Below are 19,723 nucleotides of genomic sequence, written 5' to 3' on the forward strand. Positions count from 1 at the left end.
TTTATCCGTGCCTGGCGCGTCGATACGATACGCCTCCTCACGGGAGGAACCACCATGACCTATCGCAGCAAAGTCGCCGTTGTCTATCTGCTGGGCTTTTTTCTTGATTTGATTAACATGTTTATTGCCAGCGTCGCTTTTCCGGCAATGGCTCACGCCTTTCACGCCACGCCTTCAGCACTTGCCTGGGTCAGTAACGGGTACATTGCTGGTCTGACGCTGGTGATCCCGTTTAGCAGCGTGCTCACGCGCCGAATTGGACCGAAGCGCGTCATCCTGCTCTCGCTTTTTCTGTTCAGCGCTGCCTCTGCTGCGGCAGGCTTGTCTGCCACGCTGGAAAGCCTGATTGCCTGGCGAGTGTTGCAGGGGGTGGGAGGAGGCTTATTGATTCCCGTTGGACAGGCGTTGACCTGGCAACAGTTTAAGCCTCACGAGCGAGCCAGACTCTCCTCAGCGGTTATGCTGGTCGCACTGCTTGCCCCCGCCTGCTCCCCTGCTCTCGGAGGCGTGCTGGTGCAAACGCTAAGCTGGCGATGGATATTTTTCGCCACGCTCCCGGTTGCCATCGTGACCTTTGTTCTGGGCTGTTTGTGGCTTAAACACGAACAGCCCGCGATGAAAGCAAGCCGGCTGCTAAACCTGCCTTTACTTGCGGACCCGCTTTTGCGTTTTTCCATGCTGGTCTATGTCTGTGTACCAGGCATATTTATTGGTGTGAACGTCACGGGTATGTATTACCTTCAGAGCGAGGCCAATATGACACCCGGCGCAACGGGAATGCTGATGCTGCCGTGGTCTGTGGCATCGTTTGTCGCTATCACGACAACAGGACGCTATTTTAACCGTATTGGTCCTCGTCCCCTTGTCGTCACAGGCTGTCTGCTCCAGGCGCTGGGCGTTCTGCTTTTACTGAGCGTCAGTACGGCCTGCACAGCGCTGTTACCCACCCTTGCCTTTGTGTTGATGGGTGCAGGGGGAAGTCTTTGCAGCAGCACGGCTCAGAGCAGCGCTTTTCTGACAACGCGCCGGGAAGATATGCCGGATGCCAGTGCGCTGTGGAATCTTAATCGTCAGTTGAGCTTTTTTGTGGGTACCCTGCTGCTGGCGCAGGTCCTGAACCTTGCGCAGGCCTGGCTACCCCCGCTCGCCGCGTGGCACGGGATGTTTATTTTTGCCGCAGGCATGACCTTACTGCCTGTACTGTACGTTTTTCGTCTTAACAATACGCAGGTGCTCACCCAGCTGCGGCAGGAGAATTCATGACGCCTTTTGAACACGAGATTATCGACCTCCACATTGCACTTGAAAACTGGCTAGGCAAAGGCGAAGGCGATTCCGACGCCCTGCTCGCCCGTTTTCGGTCTGATTTTCTGATGATCCCACCCGGTGGGGTCCATATAGACTACAACGGGCTTGTTCGTTTTCTGGATAACCAGCGCGGAAGTCGTCCTGGGCTTAAGATCGTCATTGACGAATTATCGACGCGACAGAGCTGGGATGATGGCGCGGTGCTTCACTACCGGGAGACGCAAACCCGCCCGGATCACCCCATCAACGTGCGCTGGTCAACCGCAGTGCTGAATCAGGAAGATGGCAGGATCACATGGCGTCTGCTGCACGAAACGGCGCAGCCATAGCACAAAAGAAAAAGGCCCGTCTCACGACGGGCCTTTTTTGACGAAAGGTTGCTTATTCGCGGAACAGCGCTTCGATATTCAGACCTTGCCCCTGCAGGATTTCACGCAGGCGGCGCAGACCTTCAACCTGAATCTGACGAACACGTTCACGAGTCAGACCAATTTCGCGGCCAACATCTTCCAGTGTCGCAGCTTCATACCCCAGTAAACCGAAACGACGTGCCAGCACTTCACGCTGTTTGGCGTTCAGTTCGAACAGCCATTTGACGATGCTCTGTTTCATGTCATCGTCCTGCGTGGTGTCTTCCGGACCGTTGTCTTTTTCATCGGCCAGGATGTCCAGCAGCGCTTTTTCGGAGTCGCCACCCAACGGGGTGTCAACGGAGGTAATGCGCTCGTTGAGACGCAGCATACGGCTTACGTCATCAACCGGTTTATCGAGTTGTTCGGCAATTTCTTCTGCGCTTGGCTCGTGGTCCAGTTTATGGGACAACTCGCGCGCGGTACGCAGATACACGTTCAACTCTTTGACGATGTGGATCGGCAGGCGGATCGTACGGGTCTGGTTCATAATAGCCCGTTCGATGGTCTGACGAATCCACCAGGTCGCGTAGGTTGAGAAACGGAACCCGCGTTCCGGGTCAAACTTCTCAACTGCGCGGATGAGACCTAAGTTGCCCTCTTCAATCAGATCCAGCAGAGCCAGACCACGATTGCCGTAACGGCGGGCAATTTTCACGACCAGTCGCAGGTTACTTTCGATCATGCGACGACGCGAGGCAACATCACCACGCAAAGCACGACGTGCGAAATAGACTTCTTCTTCGGCCGTTAGCAGTGGGGAGTAACCAATCTCCCCAAGGTAAAGCTGAGTCGCGTCCAGTACACGCTGTGTGGCGCCCTGCGATAACAGCTCTTCTTCAGCCAAATCGTTATCACTGGGTTCCTCTTCTACTAAGGCTTTTTCGTCAAAAGCCTCTACTCCGTTCTCATCAAATTCCGCATCTTCATTTAAATCATGAACTTTCAGCGTATTCTGACTCATAAGGTGGCTCCTACCCGTGATCCCTGAACGAGACACCCTGGCTGGCATGCCCCGTCAAATTATCGCTGCGGCAAATACTGCAGCGGGTTTACGGATTTCCCCTTGTAACGAATTTCAAAATGCAAGCGTGTAGAACTGGTTCCGGTGCTACCCATGGTAGCGATTTTTTGCCCCGCCTTAACTTCTTGTTGTTCCCGGACCAGCATTGTGTCGTTATGGGCGTAGGCACTCAGGTAATCATCATTGTGTTTGATGATGATAAGATTACCGTAACCGCGCAGAGCATTACCGGCATACACAACGCGTCCGTCTGCGGTCGCGATGATAGCCTGTCCTTTACTGCCTGCGATATCGATCCCTTTGTTCCCACCCTCAGAAGTGGCGAAGTTTTCGATAATCTTGCCGTCAGTTGGCCAGCGCCAGGTAGTGATTGACGAACTGGCATTCTGACTGCTTGCAGTCGGTTCAGTAGAGCTAACCACAGGTGCCGTAACCGGTGCTGTGACAGTAGTCGCAGTCCCTTTATTATTCGGCAACATTTTGTTAGCAGTCTGATCACCTGAATCCTCAGAATACGTAATTACAGGTTGTGAAGCAACCACCGTGGTGGATTTTTGTGCAGGCTTAACGCTGTTATTTTGTGCGGTCACATCGGCCGCTGAAACCGTGTTGCCAGGCGTCAGTGGCGTACCCGTTGCGTTGCCCACCTGGAGCGTTTGCCCAACCTCCAGACCATACGGGGCCTGGACGTTGTTACGCTGTGCGAGGTCACGGAAATCGTTCCCGGTGATCCAGGCAATATAGAACAGCGTATCGCCGCGTTTCACGGTATAGGTGCTGCCGCCGGTATAGCTGCCTTTCGGAATGTTCCCATACTGACGGTTATACACTATGCGGCCATTTTGGGTCTGAACAGGCTGTTCAACTGGCTGAACCTGCATTGGCTGTGTAACAGGATGTTGCACAGGCTGAATTTGTGGTGTTTGCTGCTGCGCAGCCGTCCCCATTTTAGGTGGCGGCGTGATCAACATTCCGCTGGACGTGTTACCGGAGCCGCTGTTTCCGCCGACGGAACTGACGGGCGCAGGTGCATTGTTAGAACTTGTACAGCCAGCCAGCCAGAGCGAAACCAGTGATAATGCCGCAACACGGCTGATGGTGAATTTAGGGCTTCCCGCGCTCATTTATCCCCCAGGAATGTGTTAACTACCAGTGACTTAAAATTTACCGTGATGGCACGAATCTTTCGCGCCACACCATACGCTGAATTTGCCTTAATAACCCTGGATAAATCCGAGTCTCAGGCCAACTCCCCCTTTACCAGAGGCACAAAGCGCACGGCTTCCACGGTGTCGATAATAAACTCGCCGCCACGTCGACGAACGCGCTTCAGGAGCTGCTGCTCGTCGCCGACGGGCAGAACAAGAATGCCCCCCTCATCCAGCTGCGACAACAGGGCTGCAGGAATTTCAGGCGGGGCTGCCGTCACGATGATGGCGTCGAACGGGGCGCGAGCCTGCCAACCCTGCCATCCATCACCGTGTCGTGTCGAAACATTGTGTAAATCAAGTTGTTTCAGGCGACGACGCGCCTGCCACTGTAAACCTTTAATCCGCTCAACGGAGCAGACATGGTGCACCAGATGCGCCAGGATCGCGGTCTGATAACCCGAGCCGGTGCCAATCTCCAGCACGCGCGAATTGGGCGTGAGCTCAAGCAGCTCCGTCATGCGCGCCACCATGTAAGGCTGCGAAATCGTCTGGCCTTGCCCAATAGGCAGCGCCACGTTTTCCCACGCTTTGTGTTCAAACGCCTCGTCTACAAATTTCTCACGCGGAACCTGGGCAAGCGCTTCAAGCACATGCTCGTCGCGGATCCCCTGTGCGCGAAGTTGTTCCAGAAGAGTTTGTACACGTTTGCTTACCATTGCGCGTTCACTCCTGCGCGATCCAGCCAGCCCGAAACCACATCTTGCGCACTATACGCCGTTAAATCTACGTGCAGTGGCGTAACGGAAACATAGCCTTCATCCACGGCGGCAAAGTCGGTATCCGGACCCGCGTCGCACTTATCGCCAGGAGGGCCAATCCAGTAAAGCGTATTGCCGCGAGGATCCTGCTGCGGGATAACCTGATCGGCCGGATGACGGCTGCCGCACCGTGTGACGCGAATGCCTTTAATTTCCTCCAGCGGGAGATCCGGCACGTTGATGTTCAGAATACGCCCGGTACGCAGCGGCTCGCGGCCGAGCGCCCGCAGGATCGAGCAGGTCACCGCGGCGGCGGTGTCGTAGTGCGTGTGGCCGTTTAACGAAACCGCCAGCGCCGGGAACCCCAGATGACGACCTTCCATTGCGGCCGCCACGGTACCGGAGTAAATCACGTCGTCGCCGAGGTTCGGCCCGGCATTAATACCGGAGACAACAATATCCGGACGCGGTCGCATCAGGGCATTCACGCCCAGAAAGACGCAGTCGGTCGGTGTGCCCATCTGTACGGCAATATCGCCATTTTCAAAGGTAACGGTGCGAAGCGACGACTCCAGGGTCAGTGAGTTAGACGCTCCACTGCGGTTACGATCGGGCGCCACAACCTGCACATCCGCAAATTCACGGAGGTGCTTCGCCAGGGTCTGAATGCCTGGCGCGTGGATCCCGTCATCGTTACTCAGCAATATTCGCATAATCACCCGAGGTGTTGATAAGTTCCCTGACAACGCTGGTGGCAAAGCTACCGGCCGGCAGCCAGAAGCGTAACTCGACGGTGACGTCATCCCACCAGTTCCAGCTTAGCTGCTGCGGGTAGAGCAGCATCGCGCGGCGTGCTGCTTCGACTTTTTCCCGCACCAGCAATGATTGTAATGCCTGCGCATCGGCGACAGCCGCCTGCTCAGCGCTCAGCGCGTCGCCCTGCGTCCCCCACTCACCGGAGCCGGGCAACGCGGCGGTAATCATCAGCGATTTCGCGTCCACGCGCGACTGCACATCGGCCATTTCGTCGGCCGTTGCCACAAACCAGCTTCCGCGTCCCGCTAATTGTAGCGCATCGCCAACAACAACTTGATTCGCGTCCGGTTTTTTCAGCCTTTCGCTCACAATCTGATTAAACAACGCACTGCGGGCCGCCGACAACCAAAAACTACGCTTATTCCTGTCGCGCACCGGCGCATCGCTTTGTGCCCATCGCAGCGCGCCCTGCAGGTTACTGCCGCCAATGCCAAAGCGCTGGGCGCCAAAGTAGTTCGGTACGCCGCGTTCATTGATGGCGTTGAGGCGTTTTTCAACGTCTGAACGGTCGGACACTTCACGCAATACCAGCGTAAACGCATTGCCTTTCAACGCCCCCAGGCGCAGTTTGCGCTTGTGACGGGCGTATTCCAGCACTTTACAGCCTTCCAGCTCAAACTGGCTTAAATCAGGCATCGTATTGCCGGGAACGCGCGCGCACAGCCACTGTTCGGTGACGGCGTGTTTATCTTTCTGTCCGGCGAAGCTCACCTCGCGGGCATGAATTTTGAGGAATTTTGCCAGCGCATCGGCCACAAACCGGGTATTGCAGCCGTTTTTAAGAATTCGTACCAGGATATGTTCGCCTTCACCGTCCGGCTCAAACCCCAAATCCTCAACCACCACGAAATCTTCTGGGCTGGCCTTCAGCATGCCAGAACCCAGCGGTTTACCGTGCAGATAAGTCAGGTTATCGAAGTCCGTCATTTGGCGGCCTTCACCAGCAGCGCCACCGCTTCACAGGCAATGCCCTCGCCGCGACCGGTAAAGCCTAGCTTCTCGGTGGTGGTGGCTTTGACGTTCACGTCGTCCATGTGACAGCCCAGATCCTCAGCAATAAACACGCGCATCTGCGGTATATGCGGCAGCATTTTCGGCGCCTGAGCGATGATCGTCACGTCGACGTTGCCCAGCGTATAGCCTTTGGCCTGAATGCGGCGCCAGGCTTCGCGCAGCAGTTCCCGGCTGTCTGCGCCTTTAAACGCCGGATCGGTGTCCGGGAACAGCTTGCCGATATCCCCCAGCGCAGCAGCGCCCAGCAGGGCGTCGGTCAGCGCATGCAACGCCACGTCGCCATCAGAATGCGCCAGCAGACCTTTTTCGTAAGGAATACGTACGCCGCCAATGATAATTGGGCCTTCTCCGCCAAAGGCGTGTACATCAAAACCGTGTCCAATTCGCATTATGCCTTCTCCTGATGGGTCGAACGGGTAAGATAAAATTCCGCGAGCTGTAAATCTTCCGGGCGCGTCACTTTTATATTATCAGCGCGTCCTTCAACCAGTTCGGGGTGAAAACCGCAATACTCCAGCGCGGAGGCTTCATCCGTGATGGTCGCCCCTTCTTTAAGCGCACGCGTTAAGCAGTCGTGGAGTAATTCGCGGGGGAAAAATTGTGGCGTCAGCGCGTGCCAGAGATCGACGCGCTCAACGGTGTGGGCGATAGCCTGCTTGCCAGGCTCGGCGCGCTTCATGGTGTCACGCACCGGAGCGGCCAGGATGCCCCCCACTTTACTGGTTTCACTCAGCGCCAGCAGGCGCGCCAGATCTTCCTGATGCAGACACGGACGTGCGGCGTCGTGCACCAGCACCCACGGCGCGTCTCCGGCAGCCTGAATGCCCGCCAGCACGGAATCGGCGCGCTCGGCGCCGCCGTCAACAACGGTAATCTGTGGATGGTTTGCCAGCGGTAGCTGCGCAAAACGCGCATCGCCGGGGCTGATGACAATGATCGCTCGCGTCACCCGAGGGTGCGCCAGCAGCGCCGCCACGGCGTGCTCGAGGATCGTTTTATCACCAATTGAAAGGTACTGCTTGGGACACTCTGTTTGCATGCGCCGGCCAAAACCTGCGGCCGGCACCACGGCACAGACGTCCGAAAAAGTTGCTGCCATGTCGTAATCCTGGGCCTGATTATCGATTATTTTGTGCTGAGCCCTGATTGCGTTTAGACGCATCCGGAACCAGACGATAAAAGGTTTCGCCCGGCTTAGTCATACTGAGTTCATTGCGTGCGCGTTCCTCAATCGCCTCCTGTCCGCCATTGAGGTCATCAATTTCAGCAAAGAGTTGATCGTTACGCGCCTTAAGTTTGGCGTTTGTTGCCTGCTGAGCCGCGACGTCATCGCTCACCCGGCTGTAGTCGTGCAGTCCGTTCTTACCGAACCACAACGAGTATTGCAGCCAAATCAGCAAAGCCAGCAACAGCAGCGTTAGTTTACCCATCCTGCCCCCTGAAAAAACGGCTTCATCATCCCATAACTTTCCGCTGGACTCTACTCTGGGGTTTTAATTATGCCGCAAGTTAACCCATCAGCCATAAAAATAGCAGCCCAAATATGATGACTACGGCGGCGATAGTGAACACGGCACTATACAGGAGCCTGCCATTGAACAGGGAGTGCAACGCAATGCCGACGACAACCGCGACGGGCATTAGCGCCAGGAAGAAAGGCCAGGTGTAGAGGAAGAAGAACAGCGTATTACCGCCATACATAAGAAACGGGATGCCAAGCGCCAGCAACCAGGAGACGAAGCCAATAATGGCCCCGGGAAATGACCAGGTCGTTTCGTCGTCGGTCGCGAGCGGCTCCGACCCGGTGGTGATAATGTAGTTTTCACTGTTGCGCATAGCTAATCCTGTGACCGTGACTCATCGTTCGGAAAGACAGCTCCCGAACGATACCGCCTCAGGATCTGATAATATCGTCCCGTCTGAGCAGGTCTAATAATTGGCTTACTAAATTTGTTACCAATTGTTGACCTTCCAGGTGAATCTCAGGCGATTCAGGCGCTTCGTAAACCGCGTCAATTCCGGTGAAGTTGCGCAGTTCGCCGGCACGCGCTTTTTTGTACAGCCCTTTCGGGTCGCGAGCTTCGCAGACCGCCAGCGGCGTATCGACAAACACTTCGATAAAGCGATCCGGCCCCACGCGCTCACGCACCATCTGGCGCTCAGCACGATGCGGCGAGATAAACGCCGTTAACACCACCAGCCCCGCATCCGCCATCAGGCTGGCGACTTCTCCCACCCGGCGAATATTCTCTTTGCGGTCGTCGTCGCTGAAGCCTAAATCGCTGCACAGACCATGACGGACATTATCCCCGTCCAGCAGGTAGGTGCTCACGCCCCTCTGATGCAGCGCCTCTTCCAGCGCGCCCGCTACCGTGGATTTACCGGAACCAGACAGCCCGGTAAACCACAGCACAACCCCACGATGTCCGTGGAGTTGCTCACGCTGCGCGACGGTGACCGGATGAGGATGCCAGACGACGTTCTCATCATGTGCGGCCATTATTTGCCTCCCAGCAGATCGCGGGCGCCCCAGTGCGGGAAGTGCTTACGCACCAGCGCGTTCAGCTCCAGTTCGAAGGCACTGAATTCAGAGGCGACGGTCGCCTGCTCGTTTGGCTCACGAACCATCCCCGCGCCAAAGGTGACGTTAGTCAGACGGTCGATAAAGATCAGGCCGCCCGTTACCGGGTTCTGCTGATACGGATCCAGCACCAGCGGCTCATCGAAAGTCAGATCCACCAGGCCAATACCGTTCAGCGGCAGCTCGCTCACGTCACGCTGGGTGAGATTATTGATGTCCACCTGGAACTGAATGCCGTCCACGCGGGCGCGAGTTTTCTTGCCCGCTATTTTGATGTCGTAGCTCTGGCCTGCGGTCAGCGGCTGTTCCGCCATCCAGACCACATCCACAGACGCGCCCTGCACGGCTGCCAGCGTTTCCTGCGCGTCGACCAGCAGATCGCCCCGGCTGATATCAATCTCGTCTTTCAGCACCAGGGTGACCGCCTCCCCTGCCCCGGCTTCCTGGAGGTCGCCGTCGAACGTCACGATGCGCGCGATTGCCGATTCTACGCCGGAGGGCAGCACTTTGACACGCTGTCCCACCTTCACGGAGCCGGAGGCAATCGTGCCGGAGAAGCCGCGGAAATCGAGATTTGGACGGTTAACGTACTGCACCGGGAAGCGCATCGGCTGGGTATCAACCACGCGCTGAATTTCAACGGTCTCCAGCACTTCCAGCAGCGTCGGGCCGCTGTACCACGGCATATTCGCGCTCTGGGAGGCGACGTTATCGCCTTCCAGCGCGGAAAGCGGCACGAAGCGGATATCCAGATTACCCGGCAGCTGTTCGGCAAAGGTCAGGTAACTCTGGCGGATCTCCTCAAATTTCTCTTCGCTGAAGTTCACCAGATCCATCTTGTTGACCGCCACAACCAGGTGTTTGATCCCCAACAGCGTGGAGATAAAGCTGTGACGACGGGTTTGATCCAGCACGCCTTTACGGGCGTCGATCAGCAGGATCGCCAGGTCGCAGGTCGACGCGCCGGTCGCCATATTACGGGTATACTGCTCGTGCCCCGGGGTGTCGGCGATAATAAATTTGCGCTTCTCCGTTGAGAAATAGCGATATGCCACGTCAATGGTGATGCCCTGCTCGCGCTCTGCCTGCAAACCATCCACCAGCAGCGCCAGGTCGAGTTTTTCACCCTGGGTACCATGACGTTTGCTGTCGTTGTGCAGAGAAGAGAGCTGATCTTCGTAAATCTGGCGTGTATCGTGCAACAGGCGACCAATCAGGGTACTTTTCCCGTCATCCACGCTGCCGCAGGTCAGAAAACGCAGCAGACTTTTGTGTTGTTGCGCGTGCAGATACGCTTCCACGCCGCCTTCGTTGGCAATTTGTTGAGCAATAGTGGTGTTCATGGCGGCTCCTTAGAAATAACCCTGACGTTTCTTCAGCTCCATGGAGCCTGCCTGGTCGCGGTCAATCACGCGCCCCTGTCGCTCACTGGTGGTCGACACCAGCATCTCTTCAATGATCTCCGGCAGCGTCTGCGCGTTGGATTCCACCGCGCCGGTCAGCGGCCAGCAGCCGAGGGTACGGAAACGCACCATCTGTTTTTTGATGACTTCGCCCGGCTGCAGGTCGATGCGATCGTCGTCGATCATCATCAGCATGCCGTCGCGCTCGAGCACCGGGCGCTCAGCCGCCAGATACAGCGGAACGATCTCGATATTTTCCAGATAGATGTACTGCCAGATATCCAGCTCGGTCCAGTTGGAGAGCGGGAAAACGCGGATGCTTTCGCCTTTGTTGATCTGGCCGTTGTAGTTGTGCCACAGCTCCGGGCGCTGGTTTTTCGGATCCCAGCGGTGGAAACGATCGCGGAAAGAGTAGATACGCTCTTTAGCACGAGACTTCTCTTCGTCACGGCGCGCGCCGCCGAAGGCGGCATCAAAGCCGTATTTGTTCAGCGCCTGCTTCAGCCCTTCGGTTTTCATGATATCCGTATGTTTGGCGCTGCCGTGCACGAAGGGGTTAATGCCCATCGCCACCCCTTCCGGATTTTTATGCACCAGCAGCTCGCAGCCGTAAGCTTTTGCGGTACGGTCGCGGAATTCGTACATTTCGCGGAATTTCCAGCCGGTATCGACGTGCAGCAGCGGGAACGGCAGCGTACCCGGATAAAACGCTTTACGCGCCAGATGCAGCATGACGCTGGAATCTTTACCGATGGAGTACATCATCACCGGGTTAGAAAATTCGGCTGCCACTTCGCGGATAATATGGATACTTTCCGCTTCGAGCTGCCGCAGGTGAGTAAGTCGTTTTTGGTCCATAACCGTTCCTTAAGCCAGATTCACCACAGAGGAACCAAACCCCTCTGAGTCTGTAGTATGTTGAAACCAGGCGAGCGTACTGTGCAGCTGTACCACTTCCCCCACCACGATCAGGGCGGGCATCGGGGCATCTTTCGCCAGGTCTGCAAGTTCGAGTAATGTGCCGATAGCAACATGCTGATCGACGCGGGTGCCGCGAGAAATCACGGCAACGGGCGTCTCTGCCTCGCGACCGTGCTGAATCAGCTGTTCGCTGATGTCTGCGGCTTTCATCGTGCCCATGTATATCGCCAGCGTTTGCCGGCTCTGGGCGAGATGCGACCAGTCAAACGGCGTGCTGTCGGCCTTGTAGTGCCCGGTCACAAAAGTGACGCTCTGCGCATAATCGCGATGGGTCAGCGGAATACCGGCATAGGCCGTTACTGCTGATGCCGCCGTAATGCCAGGCACCACCTGGAACGGCACGCCCGCTTCGGCTGCCGCCTGCAACTCTTCTCCGCCGCGTCCGAAGATAAACGGATCGCCCCCTTTCAGACGCACCACGGTTTTGCCCGCTTTGGCGGCAGCAATCAGCATCTGATTGGTGTCGTGCTGCGGCACAGAGTGCTCGCCTGCCCTTTTGCCGACGCAGATCTGCTCCGCGTCGCGACGGATCAGCTCGCGCACGCCGTCGGTGACCAGATGGTCGTAGAACACCACGTCCGCGTCCTGCAGCACCTGAAGGCCACGCAGCGTCAGAAGCCCGGCATCGCCCGGCCCCGCGCCCACCAGAATGATCTCCCCGTTCGTACTGCCAGGGTTGTCCAGTTCGTCTTCGAGAATTTTCTGCGCCGCCGTCTCATTGCCGGCCTGCATCAGGCTGGCAAAGCGGCCGCGAAACACCCGCTCCCAGAAGCGACGACGTTCCGCCACGCTGGTCAGCCGGGTCTTCAGATGGTTACGCCAGTAGCTGGCTGTCTCCGCCATGCGCCCGAGGCTTGTCGGCAGCAGTGCTTCGATTTTTTCCCGCAGCACGCGCGCCAGCACCGGAGCAGTACCGCCGGAGGAGATCGCCACCAGAAGCGGCGAACGGTCAACGATCGACGGGAAGATAAACGAGCATAACGGCTGGTCGTCCACCACGTTCACCAGGCGGTAACGGGCCTGAGCGGCGTCGGAAACACGACGGTTCAGGTCGCGATCTTCGGTCGCCGCTATTACCAGCACTACGCTGTCGATTTGTGATTCGTCAAAATCCGCTTCTGCCACTACCCGCACCTGCGCCCCCGCACGTTGCAAAAACGCGATTTTGCGATCGGCAATTTCACCCGTGCCAACAACCAGCACCGGTTTCTCTTTAATCGCGGCAAATAAGGGCAGATAGTCCACAGGCAACAACTCACTAACAACGAGGAATAGAGGGACTATAGGGGGCGGCTTAGACCGAATGAAATTACGAATTGGAATGAGTAGTTACTCAATGGAATAACGATGTGAAAAAGTTAATATCAAAAAGTGCTTAACACGCGAATTTTCGGGCATTTAAGAGCAATTCAAATTGTGTATGGGCGATCACAGTTTCATACTAGGCCAGTTAAAATTTTGCTCTGTTTTTAAGGACTCACTATGTTTTCCGCAACGCGCCACTGTGTTGCTGCCCTGGCGCTAGGCGTTTGCTTTATTCTTCCGGCTCAGGCAAAAAATCAACCCTATGGTGAAATCGCCACTCAGCAGGCGCGGCATATTGCCACCGTGTTCCCTGGCCGCATGACCGGTTCACCTGCGGAAATGCTCTCCGCTGACTATATTCGCCAGCAATTTGCTGATATGGGTTACCAGAGCGATATCCGGTCGTTTCACAGCCGCTATATCTATACCTCGCGCAATAAAACACAAAACTGGCACAACGTGACCGGCAGTACGGTTATTGCGGCTCACGAAGGTCGCGCGGCGGAACAGATTATTATCATGGCGCATCTCGATACTTACGCACCGCTCAGCGATGCCGACACCGATAACAACCTCGGCGGGCTGACGCTGCAGGGCATTGACGATAACGCAGCGGGTCTTGGCGTGATGCTCGAACTGGCCGAGCGAATGAAGAACATTCCGACGCAATATGGCATTCGTTTCGTTGCCACCAGCGGTGAAGAGGAGGGTAAGCTCGGCGCTGAGAATCTCCTTAAACGCATGAGCGCTGAAGAGAAGAAAAATACGCTGCTGGTAATTAACCTCGATAACCTAATTGTCGGCGATAAACTGTATTTCAACAGCGGACAGAGTACGCCGGGAAGCGTGCGTAAACTGACGCGTGACCGGGCGCTCGCCATTGCCCGCAGCCACGGGGTGTATGCCGCCAGCAACCCGGGCGGCAATCCAAATTATCCGCGAGGAACGGGCTGCTGCAACGACGGCGAAGTGTTCGATAAAGCGGGCATTCCGGTCCTTTACGTGGAAGCAACCAACTGGGCGCTGGGGAAAAAAGATGGCTACCAGCAACGGGGAAAATCGAAAGCCTTCCCGGACGGGACAAGCTGGCATAACGTGATGCTGGATAATCAGCAGCATATTGATAGCGCCCTGCCGCAGCGCATTGAACACCGCAGCCGGGACGTGGTGAAAGTGATGCTGCCGCTGGTGAAGGAGCTGGCGAAGGCGGGGAAAGGCTGAGGTTTTTAAGTATAGCGCGGCCTGATGCCCTCACCCCACCCCTCTCCCACAGGGAGAGGGCGGTTAAGGAATTACCCTTCGTGCAACCCGCACTCGCGCTTCAGCCCAAAGAATCGCGTCTCTTCTTCCGCCATTCCCGGTTCCCATTTGCGCGTGGTGTGGGTGTCTCCAACTGACAGGTAGCCCTGGTCCCACAGCGGATGGTACTTCAGCCCGTGTTTTTGCAGGTACTGGTACACCGTCCGGTTATCCCAGTCGATAATCGGCAGCACCTTAAAGACTCCGCGCTGAACCGCCAGCACCGGCAGCGTGGCACGGCTGCCGGATTGCTCACGGCGCAACCCTGCAAACCACGTCTGCGCGTTAAGCTCTTTCAGTGCCCGGTTCATCGGCTCGACTTTGTTGATCTCATTGTATTTCTCAATGCCCTCAACGCCCTGCTCCCACAGCTTGCCGTAGCGTGCCTCCTGCCAGGCCGCGCTTTCCGTCGCGCGGTAGACTTTCAGGTTCAGCCTGAGCTTGTCCGTCAGCTCGTCAATAAACTGGTAGGTTTCCGGGAACAGGTAGCCGGTGTCGGTGAGGATCACCGGAATGTCCGGACGGATCTGATTCACCAGATGCAAACTCACCGCCGCCTGAATACCAAAGCTCGACGAAAGCACATAGTCTTCCGGCAGGTTTTCCAGCGCCCAGGCCACGCGCCCTTCGGCATCGAGCTTTTCCAGTTGGGCGTTGGTTTCTGCCAGCGCCAGAATGCGTTCGACTTTTGGCAGTTCGTTAAGGGCGTTTAGATCGAGTACGGACATAATTACCTCTCGTGGTTACTCCCAGAAATCCCTTGCGGGATCGAGCACCGGGCGAATGATGCCCGCACGCACCGTAAAGTCGCCGAAGCCTTCACCCGCTTCGCGCTCTTTCGCCCAGCGCCCGACAAGCTCGTCGATGGAATCAAGAATTTCCGGCTCGGTGATGTTCTCGCGGAACATACGTGGAATACGTGTGCCGATACGGTTACCGCCCAGATGCAGGTTATAGCGACCCGGCGCTTTCCCCACCAGCCCCAGCTCGGCCAGCATCGCGCGACCGCAGCCGTTCGGGCAGCCGGTCACTCGCATAACAATATGCTCGTCCGGAATGCCGTGTTTTTCCAGAATCGCTTCCACTTTGTCAGTAAATGACGGCAGGAAACGTTCCGCTTCGGCCATCGCCAGCGGACAGGTCGGGAACGACACGCAGGCCATGGAGTTTTCACGCTGCGGTTTGACCGCATCCATCAACCCATGATCGCGCGCCAGCGTCTCGATCTTTGCCTTCAGGCTCTCCGGCACGCCGGCAATGATCAGGTTCTGGTTAGCGGTAATGCGGAACTCGCCTTTGTGGATCTTCGCAATTTCCAGCAGACCGGTTTTCAGCGGACGGCCCGGATAATCCAGAATTCGACCATTTTCGATAAACAGCGTCAGATGCCATTTATTGTCGATACCTTTCACCCAGCCAATACGATCGCCGCGACCGGTGAATTCGTAAGGACGGACTGGCTCAAATTTGATCCCCGCGCGACGCTCCACTTCCGCTTTGAACGTCTCCACCCCCACGCGCTCGAGGGTATATTTGGTTTTCGCGTTTTTACGGTCGGTACGGTTACCCCAGTCGCGCTGGGTCGTGACCACGGCTTCCGCCACCGCCAGCGTGTGCTCCAGCGGCAGGAAACCAAACTCGCTCGCGGTGCGGGCGTAGGTTTTCTTGTTACCGTGCTCAATGGACAGGCCCCCGCCCACCAGCAGGTTAAAGCCGACCAGCTTGCCGTTTTCGGCAATCGCCACGAAGTTCATGTCGTTGGCATGCAGGTCAATATCGTTCTGCGGCGGGATCACGACCGTGGTTTTGAACTTACGCGGCAGATAGGTCTGGCCGAGAATCGGTTCTTCATCGGTGGTCGCGACTTTCTCCTGATCGAGCCAAATCTCTGCATAGGCGCGGGTGCGCGGCAGCAGATGCTCAGAGATCTTCTTCGCCCACTCATACGCTTCGGCATGCAGCTCAGACTCGTACGGGTTCGACGTGCAAAGCACGTTACGGTTCATGTCGTTGGCAGTAGCCAGTGCGTCCAGCCCAACGGAGTGGAGCATCTGGTGCACCGGCTTCACGTTCTTCTTCAGAATACCGTGGAACTGGAAGGTCTGACGGTTGGTCAGGCGGATGCTGCCGTAGATCGTGTTTTCGCCAGCGAATTTATCAATCGCCTGCCACTGTTTGGTGGTGATGACCCCACCCGGCAGACGGCAGCGCAGCAGCATCGCATGACGCGGCTCCAGCTTCTGTTCGGCACGCTCAGCGCGAATATCGCGGTCGTCCTGCTGGTACATACCGTGGAAACGGATCAGCAGGAAGTTGTCGCCTTTAAAACCGCCGGTGAGACCGTCATTCAAATCTTCAGCAATGGTGCCGCGCAGGTAGTTGCTTTCCAGCTTCATGCGCTCGGCGTCTGTCAGTTTACCTTCGACCACCAGTGGCCCTGGATATTTTTCGCTCATTAGTAGACATCTCGCTGATAACGGCGCTCAACGCGCAGCTCACTTAAAAATTCATCCGCCGTTTCGGCATCCATACCGCCGAATTCGGCAATCACTTCCAGCAGTGCCTGCTCAACGTCTTTCGCCATGCGATTGGCGTCGCCGCAGACATAAATGTGGGCACCGTCATTGATCCAGCGCCACAGCTCTGCGCCCTGTTCGCGCAGTTTGTCTTGTACGTAGACTTTTTCTTTCTGGTCGCGGGACCAGGCCAGATCGATACGGGTCAACACGCCCTCTTTGACGTAACGCTGCCACTCAACCTGGTAGAGGAAATCTTCGGTAAAGTGTGGGTTGCCGAAGAACAGCCAGTTTTTGCCTGGCGCGTCGTCCGCTGCACGTTGCTGCATAAAGGCGCGGAACGGCGCAATACCGGTGCCTGGACCAATCATGATCACCGGGGTTTCCGGGTTTGCCGGCAGACGGAAGTTGTCGTTGTGCTCGATAAAGACGCGCACTTCGCCCTCTTCTTCCACGCGGTCCGCCAGGAAACTTGATGCCCCACCCGCACGGGCGCGGCCTTCGATGTCATATCGCACCACGCCCACGGTGATATGCACTTCGCTCTCCACCTCTGCCTGAGAAGAGGCGATGGAGTAGAGGCGCGGGGTCAATGGACGCAGCAGCCCGACCACTGCATCGGCATCCAGCTGCGCCGGAGAGAAGCGCACCATATCGACAATCGGCGTCGTCGCGGCGTAATGCTGCAGTTTCGCTTTGTCGCCCACCAGCGGCAGCAGCGATTCACTGCGCGTTAAGGTGGCGTAATTTTCGACGATGTTCGGAGTGTTGACCGTCAGTTCGAAATGCCACTGCAGCGCATCAGAAAGCGACTGGGTTTTGCCGTCAACGGTGACAGGCTCATCACCTTTCAGCCACAGCAGCTCAACCAGCTCTTTCACCAGCGCCGGATCGTTCTGATACCAGACGCCCAGCGCATCGCCAGGCTGATAACGCAGGCCAGAGTCACCGAGATCGATTTCGATATGACGCACGTCTTTTTCCGAGTCGCGGCCAGTGATTTTCTGGTTCACCGACAGGCTTGCCGCCAGCGGTGCTTCTTTCGTGTAAGGGCTGGTATGGATATCGTTGACGACGCCCGCTGAGGTCAATGCGGCCTGCGCCGGCGTCTCTTTCGGCACGCGCGCTTTCAGCACCTCAACAATGCGCGCGCGCCATTCGGCGGCGGCAGTCTGGTATTCCACATCCGCGTCGACGCGGTCCAGCAGGCGCTCTGCGCCGAGCTCCGCCAGCTTACTGTCGAAGTCTTTACCGGACTGACAGAAGAATTCATAGGAGGTATCGCCCAGACCAAACACGGCAAACGCCGTGCCATCCAGTTTTGGGGCTTTTTTCGAGAACAGAAACTTATGCAGCGCTACCGCTTCTTCAGCGGGTTCACCTTCGCCCTGGGTAGAGGCGACCACCACCAGCAGCTTTTCTGACGCGATTTGCTTAAATTTATAATCGCCGGCGTTGACCAGGTTCACGTTCAGTTTGGCGGCCAGCAGGTCGTCACGCAACGCTTCGGCCACGCGGCGGGCGTTGCCCGTCTGCGAGGCGGAAATCAGCGTAATAGCGGGAATTTCCACAGCCGTTGCCGGTGCGCCCGCGACAGCGCCAGGCTGCTGATTGAGCATTCCCCAGAAATAACCGGAGACCCAGGCAAGCTGAGTGGGAGAAAAATCAGAGGTGGCAGCCTGAAGGCGCGCCAGTTGCTCCGGGTTCAGGGGAAGCAAATTTGATGGTGGGGCCTGTGTTGTCATGCGTCGTTATGTTCCAGTAGCCAAGCGGACTTTAAGCGAATAAATCCAAACTGAAGATAAGGTTAACGGCGAGGATAATAACAATTAAAGAAGGGATGGAAATAATAAATAACCAAATGGACTAACCTGTTTTAGTTATCGTTCTTAGCGATAAAACAGGTTAACTAACTCATTGAAAATAAATAGTTAAAAACCAAAAAAGCACCTTACCACCATGGCTGCGCCTTCAGAGCCGTTTTAGTTAATGCTAAAAATTGTGCTTTCCGGTACTATGCGGCGGTTTTTTCCGCATTACTGAGAGCGATCATGTCCACCACACTGTTTAAAGATTTCACCTTCGAAGCCGCCCACCACCTTCCGCATGTTCCTGAAGGGCATAAATGTGGCCGTCTGCATGGGCATTCGTTTATGGTGCGTCTTGAGATCACCGGTGAAGTTGATCCGCATACCGGTTGGATCATGGATTTTGCCGAACTGAAGGCCGCGTTTAAACCGACCTACGACCGTCTGGATCACTACTATCTGAATGAGATCCCGGGCCTTGAAAACCCGACCAGCGAAGTGCTGGCAAAATGGATTTGGGATCAGATGAAGCCGCTGGTACCACTGCTGAGCGCGGTGATGATCAAAGAGACCTGCACGGCAGGCTGCGTGTATCGCGGAGAGTAAAAAAATAGCCCGGCAAAACCGGGCTTTTTTTTAGGCTATATTCAGGTATTTGTGCGTCTGCATGGACAGGCGCCAGTTACGCGCGATACAGGTTTCAATACACAGACGCGTCGCATCTTCTTTCTGGCTGATAGGCTGCAGGGCAATCACCCGCTGCTTTTCATCCGTCAGCGTCGCCAGCAGTTCGTCCAGCGCTTCGATATCGCGCACGCGCCCTACTGGGTGCTTAATCTCATCCGCGCGTTCCAGCGCCTGAGAGAGCACGTCATACCCGCCGCGCATATTCACTTTTGGCGAAACCGTCACCCAGGTAGAGTGAGAGCAGCGCACTTCGTGGGTGCCACTGGTTTCAATCTGGCAGCTGTAGCCGTTCTTTTCGAGCAGCTCGGTCAGCGGGGTCAGATCGTGGATACAGGGTTCACCGCCGGTGATCACCACATGGCGCGCCGTCCAGCCCTGACGACCAATAATCGCCAGCAGATCTTCTGAACTGCCCGCGCCCCACTTATCGCTCTCTTTGGTTTTCACCAGAATGCTAAACAGCGACACTTCCCGATCTGCGAGCTTATCCCACGTATGTTTGGTATCACACCAGGCACAGCCAACCGGGCATCCCTGTAAACGAATGAAAATAGCGGGAACGCCGGTAAAGTAACCCTCGCCTTGCAGGGTCTGGAACATCTCGTTAATCGGGTACTGCATAGTCATCTCAGTTAAGGGGATAAACGATAAGTATCGCAGAT

21 protein-coding genes are annotated in these 19,723 nt (G+C 56.4%); 4 read left to right on the forward strand and 17 right to left on the reverse strand.

The window, feature by feature from the left end; translation table 11 throughout:
- The first annotated feature begins 54 nt into the window (after positions 1-54).
- Positions 55-1,263 carry an MFS transporter gene (locus tag L383_RS10375; protein WP_023331183.1) on the forward strand — a complete coding sequence of 403 codons (1,209 nt, stop codon included), beginning with the start codon at positions 55-57 and terminating at the stop codon, positions 1,261-1,263.
- On the forward strand, positions 1,260-1,637 hold the full coding sequence (locus L383_RS10370; protein ID WP_023331184.1) for a DUF4440 domain-containing protein: 378 nt from the start codon (positions 1,260-1,262) through the stop codon (positions 1,635-1,637). Before L383_RS10375 ends, L383_RS10370 begins: the two co-directional genes overlap by 4 nt.
- A 52-nt stretch (positions 1,638-1,689) precedes the next feature.
- Here the strand turns inward: L383_RS10370 and rpoS are convergent, their stop codons facing one another.
- From rpoS to cysG, 13 genes are all read right to left on the reverse strand, one after another.
- Complete coding sequence (gene rpoS, locus L383_RS10365; protein ID WP_008499600.1) at positions 1,690-2,682, reverse strand: RNA polymerase sigma factor RpoS; 993 nt, start codon at positions 2,680-2,682, stop codon at positions 1,690-1,692.
- Positions 2,683-2,741: 59 nt separating this feature from the next.
- Complete coding sequence (gene nlpD / locus L383_RS10360) at positions 2,742-3,866, reverse strand: murein hydrolase activator NlpD (RefSeq protein ID WP_014885026.1); 1,125 nt, start codon at positions 3,864-3,866, stop codon at positions 2,742-2,744.
- A 116-nt stretch (positions 3,867-3,982) separates the two neighbouring features.
- Complete coding sequence (locus L383_RS10355) at positions 3,983-4,609, reverse strand: protein-L-isoaspartate(D-aspartate) O-methyltransferase (protein ID WP_014885027.1); 627 nt, start codon at positions 4,607-4,609, stop codon at positions 3,983-3,985.
- Positions 4,603-5,364: a 5'/3'-nucleotidase SurE gene (gene surE, locus L383_RS10350; RefSeq protein ID WP_023331185.1), complete on the reverse strand. Its 762-nt coding sequence runs from the start codon at positions 5,362-5,364 to the stop codon at positions 4,603-4,605. Before surE ends, L383_RS10355 begins: the two co-directional genes overlap by 7 nt.
- The gene (gene truD / locus L383_RS10345) at positions 5,345-6,394 is read right to left on the reverse strand and encodes a tRNA pseudouridine(13) synthase TruD (protein ID WP_023331186.1); all 1,050 of its coding nucleotides are present in this window, start codon (positions 6,392-6,394) and stop codon (positions 5,345-5,347) included. The genes surE and truD overlap by 20 nt, the downstream gene beginning before the upstream one ends.
- Positions 6,391-6,870, reverse strand: coding sequence for a 2-C-methyl-D-erythritol 2,4-cyclodiphosphate synthase (ispF, locus tag L383_RS10340; RefSeq protein ID WP_006811766.1), 480 nt, complete (start codon positions 6,868-6,870; stop codon positions 6,391-6,393). The genes truD and ispF overlap by 4 nt, the downstream gene beginning before the upstream one ends.
- Entirely contained in the window at positions 6,870-7,580 is a 711-nt protein-coding gene (gene ispD, locus L383_RS10335; RefSeq protein ID WP_023331187.1) for a 2-C-methyl-D-erythritol 4-phosphate cytidylyltransferase, read from the reverse strand. The genes ispF and ispD overlap by 1 nt, the downstream gene beginning before the upstream one ends.
- Positions 7,581-7,599: 19 nt before the next feature.
- Complete coding sequence (ftsB, locus tag L383_RS10330; protein ID WP_008499609.1) at positions 7,600-7,911, reverse strand: cell division protein FtsB; 312 nt, start codon at positions 7,909-7,911, stop codon at positions 7,600-7,602.
- Between the two features lie 79 nt (positions 7,912-7,990).
- Complete coding sequence (locus L383_RS10325) at positions 7,991-8,317, reverse strand: DUF3561 family protein (protein WP_014885031.1); 327 nt, start codon at positions 8,315-8,317, stop codon at positions 7,991-7,993.
- Positions 8,318-8,375: 58 nt separating this feature from the next.
- Positions 8,376-8,981 carry an adenylyl-sulfate kinase gene (gene cysC, locus L383_RS10320; protein WP_023331188.1) on the reverse strand — a complete coding sequence of 202 codons (606 nt, stop codon included), beginning with the start codon at positions 8,979-8,981 and terminating at the stop codon, positions 8,376-8,378.
- Positions 8,981-10,405, reverse strand: a complete 1,425-nt coding sequence (gene cysN, locus L383_RS10315) for a sulfate adenylyltransferase subunit CysN (protein ID WP_023331189.1) — start codon at positions 10,403-10,405, stop codon at positions 8,981-8,983. Before cysN ends, cysC begins: the two co-directional genes overlap by 1 nt.
- 9 nt (positions 10,406-10,414) lie before the next feature.
- Positions 10,415-11,323 carry a sulfate adenylyltransferase subunit CysD gene (cysD, locus tag L383_RS10310; protein WP_008499613.1) on the reverse strand — a complete coding sequence of 303 codons (909 nt, stop codon included), beginning with the start codon at positions 11,321-11,323 and terminating at the stop codon, positions 10,415-10,417.
- A 9-nt stretch (positions 11,324-11,332) separates the two neighbouring features.
- Complete coding sequence (gene cysG / locus L383_RS10305) at positions 11,333-12,691, reverse strand: siroheme synthase CysG (protein ID WP_023331190.1); 1,359 nt, start codon at positions 12,689-12,691, stop codon at positions 11,333-11,335.
- A 237-nt stretch (positions 12,692-12,928) separates the two neighbouring features.
- Here cysG and L383_RS10300 point away from each other — a divergent pair, with 237 nt between their 5' ends.
- Positions 12,929-13,972: an aminopeptidase gene (locus tag L383_RS10300; RefSeq protein ID WP_023331191.1), complete on the forward strand. Its 1,044-nt coding sequence runs from the start codon at positions 12,929-12,931 to the stop codon at positions 13,970-13,972.
- 71 nt (positions 13,973-14,043) lie between these two features.
- On the opposite strand, the gene cysH is transcribed toward L383_RS10300, so the two are convergent.
- Genes cysH through cysJ form a run of 3 tightly spaced genes read right to left on the reverse strand, consistent with a single transcriptional unit; the run spans position 14,044 to position 18,311 of the window.
- Positions 14,044-14,778: a phosphoadenosine phosphosulfate reductase gene (gene cysH / locus L383_RS10295; RefSeq protein WP_023331192.1), complete on the reverse strand. Its 735-nt coding sequence runs from the start codon at positions 14,776-14,778 to the stop codon at positions 14,044-14,046.
- Positions 14,779-14,793: 15 nt separating this feature from the next.
- Entirely contained in the window at positions 14,794-16,506 is a 1,713-nt protein-coding gene (cysI, locus tag L383_RS10290) for an assimilatory sulfite reductase (NADPH) hemoprotein subunit (RefSeq protein WP_023331193.1), read from the reverse strand.
- The gene (cysJ, locus tag L383_RS10285) at positions 16,506-18,311 is read right to left on the reverse strand and encodes an NADPH-dependent assimilatory sulfite reductase flavoprotein subunit (protein ID WP_023331194.1); all 1,806 of its coding nucleotides are present in this window, start codon (positions 18,309-18,311) and stop codon (positions 16,506-16,508) included. The genes cysI and cysJ overlap by 1 nt, the downstream gene beginning before the upstream one ends.
- Positions 18,312-18,617: 306 nt before the next feature.
- Between cysJ and queD the strand changes: the two genes are divergently transcribed.
- The gene (gene queD, locus L383_RS10280; protein WP_014885039.1) at positions 18,618-18,980 is read left to right on the forward strand and encodes a 6-carboxytetrahydropterin synthase QueD; all 363 of its coding nucleotides are present in this window, start codon (positions 18,618-18,620) and stop codon (positions 18,978-18,980) included.
- A 30-nt stretch (positions 18,981-19,010) separates the two neighbouring features.
- On the opposite strand, the gene queE is transcribed toward queD, so the two are convergent.
- A complete protein-coding gene (queE, locus tag L383_RS10275; RefSeq protein ID WP_023331195.1) occupies positions 19,011-19,682 on the reverse strand; it encodes a 7-carboxy-7-deazaguanine synthase QueE in 672 nt (223 codons plus the stop codon).
- Positions 19,683-19,723: the final 41 nt, after the last annotated feature.

The organism is Enterobacter sp. MGH 37, assembly GCF_000534515.1.
Taxonomy (GTDB): Bacteria; Pseudomonadota; Gammaproteobacteria; order Enterobacterales; family Enterobacteriaceae; genus Enterobacter; species Enterobacter kobei.